The following is an 8,462-nucleotide window of genomic DNA, read 5'->3' on the forward strand; positions in this document are numbered from 1 at the left end:
AACCAGCGGCCCTACGAGCTGTCCGGTGGCCAGCAGCAGCGCGTGGCGGTGGCCCGCGCGCTGGCCAACGACCCGCAGCTGCTCATCGCCGACGAGCCGACCGGCCAGCTCGACTCCGAGACCGGCCGCCAGATCATGGACCTGCTCCGCGCCCTGGTCCACGCCCGGGGCATGACCGCACTCGTCGCCACCCACGACGCGGCGCTCATGGAGATGGCCGACCGGGTCGTCACGCTCCGCGACGGAGCGCTCGTCCCCTGACCCGGACAAGCATCACGTACCGGGACGCCTTCACCAGTCAGCACCGAAAGCGTTCCGGTACGAACGGCGGTCCGACCGTGCGGAGATGGGTCGAACCGCCACTACCATCCGGCAGTGGTCACTACACGGCGTAGTTGTAAATGTACGCTGTGTAGGTTCCGTGATCGTGGGCGTCGGCGGCCGATGAGAGGTAGCCGCACGCAGCGGTCGCCCGGTGTGCTCACCTACGAGGAGCGGACTGCTGACATGAACAACATCAAGACGACCGTCCACAGCGTCACCTATGACCTGCTCCGCTCGCTGGGCCTGACCACGGTGTTCGGCAACCCGGGATCGACCGAGCAGACCTTCCTGCAGGACTTTCCCGACGACTTCCACTACGTCCTGGCGCTGCAGGAGGCGTCGGCGATCGCGATGGCCGACGGCTTCGCGCAGGCCACCGGCCGTCCGGCACTGGTCAACCTGCACTCCTGCGCGGGGCTCGGCAACAGCATGGGCAACCTGATCGCCGTCAACAAGGGCCACACGCCGCTCATCATCACCGCGGGGCAGCAGCACCGGGAGATGCTCGTCGGCGACCCCTACCTGAGCAGCCCCGACGCGACGATGATGCCGCGTCCCTGGGTGAAGTGGTCCTACGAGCCGGCCCGCGCCGAGGCGGTGCCCGAGGCGTTCATGCGGGCGTACGCCATGGCACTGCAGCCGCCCGCGGGCCCGGTGTTCCTGTCCATCCCGCTCGACGACTGGAACCAGCCCCTGGACGGACCCGCCGTACGCCGCTCGGTCAGCAGCAGCTACGCGCCCGACCCGGAACGCCTGCGCCACTTCGCCGGCCGCATCAGCGACAGCCAGCATCCCGCCCTGGTCTTCGGCCCGGATGTGGACCGTGCGGGCGGATGGCAGGACGCCGTGGCGCTGGCCGAGAAGCTCAACGCCGCCGTCTACGGGGCGCCCCTGGCCGACCGCACCTCGTTCCCCGAGGATCACCCGCTCTACCAGGGGCCGCTGGGCATGTCCCTGAAGAGCGTCAGCGAGCGGCTGGCCGGACACGACCTCGTCGTCGTCATCGGCGCCGAGGTGTTCCGGTACTACCCCTGGGTTTCCGGCGACGTCCTGCCCGCGGGCACGGATCTGCTGCAGATCACCCAGGATCCCGCGGTGGCCGGTGCCGCGCGCGTCGGCGACAGCCTGCTCGGCAACACCCGGCAGGCGATCCGGCAGCTCGTCGAGCTCGTGGCCGCCGGCGGCGCCCGCACCGCGCCGCCGCCGCTGGAGTGGCCGCGCAAGCTGCCCGCCACGCCGAGCAGCCCGCTGACGCCCGAGGAGGTGTACGCGGCGCTGAGCCGGGTCCGGCCGCCGCACGCGGTCATCGTCAACGAGTCCACCTCGACCATGGGCCAGCACATGCAATGGCTGCCGACCACCGAGCCGCAGTCGTTCTACGGCACGCCCAGCGGCGGCATCGGGTGGGCGCTGCCGGCCACGATCGGCATCGCCATGGGCCTGAAAGCCCAGCAGGTGAAGCGCCCGGTGATCGCCCTGATCGGCGACGGGTCCTTCCAGTACTCCATCCAGGCACTGTGGACCGCCGCCCAGCACCAGCTGCCCATCGTGTTCGTGGCCATGCGCAACGGCGAGTACTCCATCCTGAAGTCCTTCGCCGAGCTGGAGCACACCCCGGGCGTGCCCGGACTCGACCTGCCCGGACTGGACATCGCGGGCGTGGCCCGCGGCTTCGGCTGCCGCAGCGTCGAGGTCACCACGACCGAGCAGCTGGAGTCCGAGTTCACCGCCGCGCTGGGGACCGCCGGTCCCACCGTCATCGTGGTGCACACCAAGCCTGAGAAGACCGCGCTCTGAGCGCCGCGGGCGACAGCATTCGGTGAGGTGCGAGATGCCGCTCTACAGCTGCACCACCGCCAAGGGCACGCTGAGCGCCCGGGCCAAGGCCGCGCTCGCCGCGGAGATCACCAGAATCCACTCCGACATCAACCACGTGCCACCGGAGTACGTCAACGTGGTGTTCACCGAACTGCCGCCGGAGGACGTGTACGTCGGGGCGAAACCCGGCCGTCCGGTGCTGATCAGCGGCTGGTCGCGGCGTGGCCACCCGCAGCAGGACACCACCCGGCTGGCGCTGCAGGTGTCGGCCGCCGCGGCGCGTATCGCCGGGGTGGAGGAGGCGCGGGTGCTGGTCGTCATCGAGGACAGCCCGGCGCAATCGGCCGTCGAAGGGGGCCGGGTGCTGCCGGAACCCGGCCACGAAGCGCAGTGGCAGGCCGAAGGCGCCACTGCCCCGTCAGTCTGACGACTCCGGCGGTTCATCACCGGATCCGGTCGGTGGACCTGGCGCGGATCGCAGCTGTGCGAGGATCTCGGCCAGGTCCATGTCCGGCGGCGGCCTCAGGCGGCGTCGAGCCAGGCGAGCACGGCCAGCACCCGGCGGTTGTCGTCGAGGGTCGGCGGCAGGTCCAGCTTGGTCAGGATGTTGTTGATGTGCTTGTCGACGGCCTTCTCGGTGACGTGCAGCCGGGTGGCGATCGCGGCGTTCGACCGGCCCTGGGCCATGAGCGCGAGCACCTCCCGCTCGCGGCCGGTGAGGCGGTCGAGCGGCCGGGCGCTGAGCAGCCCGGCCACGACCTCCGGGTCGAGCACCGTGCCGCCACCGGCGACCTGGCGTACGGCCGCCACGAATCCGTCGACGTCGACGACCCGGTCCTTGAGCAGGTAGCCGACCGACCCGGCACCCCCGGCCAGCAGTTCGCGGGCGTACAGCGGCTCGACGAACTGGCTGAGCACGAGCACGGGCAGGCCGGGCCGGGACGAGCGCGCCCTGATCACCGCCTCCAGGCCCTCGGTCGTCAGCGTCGGGGGCAGGCGCACGTCCACGATCGCGACGTCGACGTCGTCGCGGCCCAGCGCTGCGGCGAGCGCCTCGGCGTCGGCGACCGCGGCGACGACCGCGATGCCGGCGGCGTCGAGGATCCTGGTCAGACCGACGCGCAGCAGCATCTGGTCCTCGGCCACGAGGGCTCTCAGCGGGCCTGGCACCGCACCTCCATCCGCACCTCGGTCCCGTGACCGGCCGGGCTGGTCACGGTCAGCGTCCCGTCGAAGGCCGCCAGCCGCCGGGCCACCCCCGCCAGCCCGCCGCCGCGCGGGTCGGCACCGCCTTCGCCGTCGTCGCCGACGGTCAGCCGCAGCGTATCGCCGTCGTGGTCGCCGACCACCCAGGCCCGCGACGCCCGCGCGTGCTTGGCCACGTTCGCCAGGCACTCCGCGACGGCGAAGTAGACGGCCGACTCGACCGGCGGGGGCAGCCGCGGCAGGCGCAGCGCGACGGTGACCGGGATGGGGATCGGGATGGCCAGGGCCTCGACACCCCAGCCGAGCCCCCGGTCGGCCAGGACCGGCGGATGAATGCCCCGCACGAGCGTACGCAGGTCCTCCAGCGCGCTGACCGTGGTCTCCCGGGCCTCCCGCAGCAGCTCGACGGCCGAGTCCGGGTCGGTGTACACCAGCTTCTCCGCCAGCCCGACGTTCATGCCCGCGGCCGCGATCCGCGCCTGGGCTCCGTCGTGCAGGTCGCGTTCGATCCGGCGCAGTTCGGCGGCGTTGTGGTCGACGGTCGCGGTGCGGGACTCGACGACCTGGTCCAACCGCCGGCGCAGCCGCTCGCTACGGGAGTGGCCGAGGATGGCCTGGTCGGCGCGCAGCCGGGCGCGGATCAGCGGCACGGTGACGAACCACCAGCCCAGCAGCGCGGGCCCCAGCAGCAGGAAGGCGGTCGTGCTCCACAGCAGGCTGCCCTGCGCCGCGCCGATGACGACGTGCGCCGCCGGGCCGACCAGGAGCAGCACCGGCACCAGGGACATGACCAGGCCGCCGGTACCGGAGAACCAGCAGAACGCGAAGTCGCGCCATCGCGCCGGGTCGCGGACCCAGATCGCCATGGCGGTGATCGGGTTGCGGCCGGTGGTGTCGGCGTACCCGGCGGTGACGGGTTCGTCCAGCACCCGTGCCGCGACCGTGCGGTGCACCCGGGCCAGCCCGGCCGCCAGCGGGACGAGCAGCCACAGCATCAGGAACCCGGTCAGCGACAGCAGCGCCGGGAACGCGCCGGTCATGAGCAGCGCCAGCACCAGCGCCGCGATCCCCGCCCCGGCATGGCCCGCCGACAGCGCCGTGAGCCGCAGCCGCTGCACCAGCCCGGCGCGGTCGACGGCGGTGGCCGGCACCGCCGACAGCGGCGCCGACCACACGTGCGAGGTCTTCATGAACGCAGAGTCTTCCACCGGTCCGGCCGGCGGTGTGCACCCCAGGCGGCGGCGACAGCCAGCGCCGCCGCGACGGCCGCGACCGCCGGCACCAGCCACAGCTGACCGTCGGGCAGGACGCCTTCATGCCGGACGATCGCGTACGGCACAGCCGTCGCCGTCGAGCCCAGCAGCCCGAACACGATCCCGACCACGGCCACGACCGCTGCCTCCAGCACGACGGCGGCACGCAACTGCCCGCGCGTCGCGCCGAGACGCCACAGCCGGTCGAGTTCGGCCCGGCGGTGGACCACCGCGGCGACGGCCGCGTTGACCACCATGATGGCGGCGAACAGGCAGATCATCCCGATGACCACGGCGTTGATCGTCGTGATGGTGTCGCCGACGCCCTCGGGGTCGCTGGCCGCGGTGCGGGTGCGGCCGTCGATGCCGACCATCAGCAACGTCCCGACGGCGGTCGACACGAGCACGATGACCGGGGCGAGCATCGCGGCGAACACATGGGGCCGCCGGGTCGTGTTCTCGGTGGCCAGATAGCCGCCGCCCGACCTGGCCAGCAGCGGGCGCAGCGCCCGGGCCGGCGCCCGCAGCAGCACCGGGGCCAGCGCGGCCAGCCCGACACCGGCCACGATCGAGGCCGACCCCGAGGTCTGCATCGCGGCGTACGGGTCGGCGGATTCACCGGTGACGGTGACGGTGACGACCGCCGCGACCGCCCCGGACCCGGCCAGCACGACGCCGGTCAGGGCCCGCCACCGGGGCAGACGGCGGTCCGGAACATCCGCCTGGCGCAGCGAGAACGCGGCGGGCCCACGGTTGGCGCGCCTCGATGAGATCACTGCGGCGACCACGCTGACCAGCACCACCACCCCGGCCGCCGCGGTCAGTGCGGCCGGACCTCCGCCGTAGGCCGACGCGGTCGAGATCAGCCCGCCGCGCTGCACGGCGTCGAACAGGGCCCGGCCGCCGAACACGGCGACGCCCGCGCCGACGGCCGCCGCGAGCAGCGTCACGGCGGTGGCCTCGTACACGATCAGGGCCCGCACCTGCCGCGGTGTCGCGCCGATGGTCCGCAGCAGGCCGGCCTCGCCGATCCGCTGCTCGGCGACGATGCCGACGGTCGAGGCCACCGAGAACAGCACGATCAGCGACCCCCAGCCGCCGACGACGGCGCCCATGATGATCAGAAGCTCGCGGTCGTCGTCGTGCGCGCCGCCGGCCGACTGCACCAGGGTGGCGAACGACGCCATCAGCGCGGTGCCGAGCAGGACGGCTACCAGGGTCGCCACGGCGGCGGGGATACGGTGGCGCAGCGAGCGCAGGGCCAGGGCGGTCATCGGGCTGCCCCGGTGAGCTGGTCGAGGTGAGCCAGCTGCGCGGCGACGGCGTCGGCGGTGGGCGCGGCCATCCGCCCGGCGATCTTCCCGTCGACCAGGAACACGACGGTGTCGGCGCGGGAGGCCGCGACCGGGTCGTGGGTGACCATCACCGTCGTCTGTCCCAGCTCGTCGACGGCGGCCCGCAGCAGCGCCAGCACCTCGCGGGCGGTGGTGCTGTCGAGCGCGCCGGTGGGCTCGTCGGCCAGTAGCAGAGCGGGCCGGGTGACCAGCGCGCGGGCGATGGCGGCCCGCTGCCGCTGGCCGCCGGACAGTGCGCCGGGCAGGTGCCCGGCCCGGTCCGCCAGCCCCACCCGGGCCAGTGCCTGCCGCACGGCCTGCGGGTCGGCGCGCCGCCCGGCCAGGCGGGCGGGCAGTGCCACGTTCTCCGCCGCGGTCAGGTAGGGGACGAGGCTGAAGTCCTGGAACACGAAACCGATGCGGTCCCGGCGCATCCGGGTGCGCCTTGCCTCGTCCCACTGGGTGACGTCGGCGCCCTCCAGCACGACGCGGCCGGACGTCGGCTGCTCCAGGCCCGCCACGCAGGCCAGGAAGGTGGACTTGCCGGAGCCTGACGGGCCCATGACGGCCGTGAACGTGCCGCGGGCGAGGGTGAGATCGACGCCGAGGAGCGCGTCGACGGCGGCCGCGCCGGTTCCGTGTCGTTTGGTCAGGGCCTCGACGGCGAGGGCGGGGATGTCTTCGTCCATGCCCACGACGCTAGGCAGCCGACCACCGGGGATCGATAGTGCTGGTCCGATGCTGCCAGGTGGGGCTGGCACCACCGCGGACCGGCGCCGATGGGAAGCCTATCGCCGTACATCGATTGACAGTTCTGCGTCCACGGGGGACTCTATGTGTCATGCGACGGTCGCGGAACCGGGCGTCGGGACCGGTCGCAGCCCAGAACACGGCGGACCTGCGCGGTGCGTGGTCACGTGCGGACGACCGGGCAACGCGGCCGTCCAGTGGCATCGGCGGGACGAGTGCCACCACCTCGGGCCACCACGCCGTCAGCCGCCGTCCGGCATGCCGTGCGCCCGTCGCGTGAGCGCGGCGGCACGGCCTTTCCCCGACCCGTGCGGGGAACCAAGGAGACACACCGTGAAAAAGATCAAGCGAAAGCTGCTGCTCGTCCTCGCCGCCTCGCTGGCGGTCGCCGGAGTCACGATTCCTGCGGTCCAGCCCGCCTTCGCCGCCTCGCTGGTCGAGGTGACGAACTTCGGCAGCAACCCGGGCGGCATGCGTATGCACGTCTACGTGCCCGACTCCCGCCCGGCCAACCCCGCGATCGTGGTCGCCATGCACGGCTGCGGGGGCTCGGGCCCCGGCTTCTACTCCGGCAGCGAGTTCGCGTCGCTGGCCAACCAGTACGGCTTCATCGTGATCTACCCGAGCGCCATGCAGGAGGCCGGGTTCGGCAGGTGTTTCGACACGTGGTCGGACGCCGCCAAACGCCGCGACGGCGGCAGCGACCCGGTCTCGATCATGTCGATGGTCGCCTACGCCGTGCTGCAGTACGGCGGTGACGCCAACCGTGTATTCGCCACGGGAAGCTCGTCGGGCGGCATGATGACCCAGCACATGCTCGCCCTCTACCCGGACAGGTTCAAGGCCGGAGCGTCGTTCATGGGCGTGCCGTTCAACTGCTTCGCCAACGCGGCCGACTATCCGCCGGGAAGCAGCCAGTGCACCGGCGGCGGCATGAACCGCACCCCGCAGCAGTGGGGTGACGCGGTGCGGCAGGTCAATCCGAGTTTCACCGGGGCGCGGCCCCGGGTGCAGTTGTGGCACGGCACCAGCGACACCCTCGTGCCGTACTCGCTGCTGCAGGAATCGATCGAGCAGTGGACCAACGTGCACGGACTCGGCCAGACGCCCACCTCCTCCGACACCCCGCAGGCCAACTGGAACCGCCGTCGCTACGCCGATGCGTCGGGCACCGTGCGGGTCGAGGCGCTCAGCATCCAGGGGGCGGGCCACAGCCTGCCGTCCAGTGGCATGGCGGCGGCAGCCGTCGCGTTCTTCGGCCTGACCGCCGGTCCGAGCACCCCGCCCAGCCCGAGCACCCCGCCCAGCCCGTCCCCGTCACCCAGTCCGAGCGCACCGGCGAGCCCGTCCCCGTCCCCGTCGCCGAGCGCGTCCGCGCCGCCCGGCACCGGTTCCTGCCGCGTCACCAGCGCCATCGACGCGTGGAACAACGGGCTGGTCGAGAACATCACCATCACCAACACGGGTTCCGCCGCCGTCAACGGCTGGTCCCTGGTCTTCACCCTGCCCGGCGGCCAGGCCATCACCTCCGGCTGGAACGCGGTCTACGCGCCGACCAGCGGGCAGGTGACCGCCAGGAACCTGGCCTACAACGCCACCATTCCCGCCGGCGGATCCGTCAGCATCGGCTTCCAGGCGACCCACACCGGTAACACCGCAAAGCCCGTCTCCTTCACGCTCAACGGAGCGGCCTGCGCCATCGCCTGACCGGCGGCGCGGGGGCTGGCGTTGACTGTGATGAGCGGGTTGTGGCAGGACGCTTCCACCAGATCGAGCA

General features: G+C 72.6%; 8 protein-coding genes. 4 read left to right on the top strand and 4 right to left on the bottom strand.

Going from position 1 to position 8,462, the window contains the following annotated elements; genetic code table 11:
• The 3 genes from AB0B35_RS38740 to AB0B35_RS38750 all read left to right on the top strand — a co-directional run.
• Nucleotides 1-261 (top strand): ATP-binding cassette domain-containing protein (locus AB0B35_RS38740; RefSeq protein ID WP_361055903.1); only part of this gene is annotated, 261 nt, incomplete at its 5' end.
• A 246-nt stretch (nt 262-507) separates the two neighbouring features.
• On the top strand, nt 508-2,121 hold the full coding sequence (gene mdlC, locus AB0B35_RS38745; RefSeq protein ID WP_361055906.1) for a benzoylformate decarboxylase: 1,614 nt from the start codon (nt 508-510) through the stop codon (nt 2,119-2,121).
• Between the two features lie 34 nt (nt 2,122-2,155).
• The gene (locus tag AB0B35_RS38750) at nt 2,156-2,569 is read left to right on the top strand and encodes a tautomerase family protein (RefSeq protein WP_360527211.1); all 414 of its coding nucleotides are present in this window, start codon (nt 2,156-2,158) and stop codon (nt 2,567-2,569) included.
• Nucleotides 2,570-2,664: 95 nt separating this feature from the next.
• Here the strand turns inward: AB0B35_RS38750 and AB0B35_RS38755 are convergent, their stop codons facing one another.
• From AB0B35_RS38755 to AB0B35_RS38770, 4 genes are read right to left on the bottom strand one after another with little or no spacing between them, the layout of a single operon-like run.
• Complete coding sequence (locus AB0B35_RS38755; RefSeq protein ID WP_361055987.1) at nt 2,665-3,300, bottom strand: response regulator transcription factor; 636 nt, start codon at nt 3,298-3,300, stop codon at nt 2,665-2,667.
• A complete protein-coding gene (locus AB0B35_RS38760) occupies nt 3,297-4,538 on the bottom strand; it encodes a histidine kinase (RefSeq protein ID WP_361055909.1) in 1,242 nt (413 codons plus the stop codon). The genes AB0B35_RS38755 and AB0B35_RS38760 overlap by 4 nt, the downstream gene beginning before the upstream one ends.
• On the bottom strand, nt 4,535-5,875 hold the full coding sequence (locus tag AB0B35_RS38765; protein ID WP_361055912.1) for an FtsX-like permease family protein: 1,341 nt from the start codon (nt 5,873-5,875) through the stop codon (nt 4,535-4,537). Before AB0B35_RS38765 ends, AB0B35_RS38760 begins: the two co-directional genes overlap by 4 nt.
• Complete coding sequence (locus tag AB0B35_RS38770; protein ID WP_361055915.1) at nt 5,872-6,624, bottom strand: ABC transporter ATP-binding protein; 753 nt, start codon at nt 6,622-6,624, stop codon at nt 5,872-5,874. The genes AB0B35_RS38765 and AB0B35_RS38770 overlap by 4 nt, the downstream gene beginning before the upstream one ends.
• 394 nt (nt 6,625-7,018) lie before the next feature.
• Here AB0B35_RS38770 and AB0B35_RS38775 point away from each other — a divergent pair, with 394 nt between their 5' ends.
• Nucleotides 7,019-8,392 (top strand): PHB depolymerase family esterase, encoded by a 1,374-nt coding sequence (locus AB0B35_RS38775; protein ID WP_361055917.1) that lies wholly within the window; start codon nt 7,019-7,021, stop codon nt 8,390-8,392.
• Nucleotides 8,393-8,462 lie beyond the last annotated feature (70 nt).

The sequence above is a fragment of the Catellatospora sp. NPDC049133 genome, assembly GCF_040648455.1.
GTDB classification, from domain to species: Bacteria; Actinomycetota; Actinomycetes; order Mycobacteriales; family Micromonosporaceae; genus Catellatospora; species Catellatospora aurea.

Excerpts from the sequence above, each read along its gene's own strand:
- mdlC (WP_361055906.1), top strand. The coding sequence starts at position 508 with ATGAACAACATCAAGACGACCGTCCACAGCGTCACCTATGACCTGCTC.
- AB0B35_RS38750 (WP_360527211.1), top strand. The coding sequence starts at position 2,156 with ATGCCGCTCTACAGCTGCACCACCGCCAAGGGCACGCTGAGCGCCCGG.
- AB0B35_RS38760 (WP_361055909.1), bottom strand. The coding sequence starts at position 4,538 with ATGAAGACCTCGCACGTGTGGTCGGCGCCGCTGTCGGCGGTGCCGGCC.
- AB0B35_RS38765 (WP_361055912.1), bottom strand. The coding sequence starts at position 5,875 with ATGACCGCCCTGGCCCTGCGCTCGCTGCGCCACCGTATCCCCGCCGCC.
- AB0B35_RS38770 (WP_361055915.1), bottom strand. The coding sequence starts at position 6,624 with ATGGACGAAGACATCCCCGCCCTCGCCGTCGAGGCCCTGACCAAACGA.